Annotated in this window: 1 protein-coding gene; it reads left to right on the top strand. The window is 47.5% G+C overall.

The annotated features are described in order from the left end of the window. Nucleotides 1-568 (top strand): SctR family type III secretion system export apparatus subunit VscR (vscR, locus tag R7R24_RS28500; RefSeq protein WP_276469341.1); only part of this gene is annotated, 568 nt, incomplete at its 5' end. Nucleotides 569-602: the final 34 nt, after the last annotated feature.

The raw sequence follows: 602 nt of genomic DNA, 5'->3' as shown, positions 1-602 counted from the left end.
CTCATTTGTGAAACTCGCGGTCGTGTTTTCGCTGCTGCGAAATGCGCTTGGCGTACAACAGATTCCGCCGAATATGGCGCTGTATGGCTTGGCGATCATTTTGTCGATTTTCATCATGGCACCGGTTGGCTTTGAAACGTACGATTACGTAAAACAGCACGACATTTCTTTGGAAGACTCAGCCAGCGTTGAGGGCCTGATTGAAAGTGGTTTACAGCCGTATCGCGAGTTTTTGAAAAAGCACATTCGTGAAACCGAAGCGATATTTTTTACCGACGCAGCACGCACACTGTGGCCGCAAAAATACGTGGACCGTTTGGAATCCGACAGCTTATTGCTGTTGCTGCCTGCATTTACGGTCAGCGAGTTAACGCGGGCTTTTGAAATCGGCTTCCTACTCTACTTGCCGTTTATCGCTATCGATTTGATTGTTTCCAATATTCTGCTCGCAATGGGGATGATGATGGTGTCACCGATGACCATTTCTCTGCCCTTCAAGTTACTGCTTTTCGTTTTGCTTGATGGCTGGACAAAACTCACGCACGGCTTAGTGCTGAGTTACGGTTGATGAAGGAGAGAGAATGAATCCTGCAGAAATCGTC

This window comes from Vibrio sp. 704 (assembly GCF_033339295.1).
The sequence above is the reverse complement of the archived record's forward strand: the minus strand, read 5'-3'. Positions and strand labels throughout refer to the sequence as shown.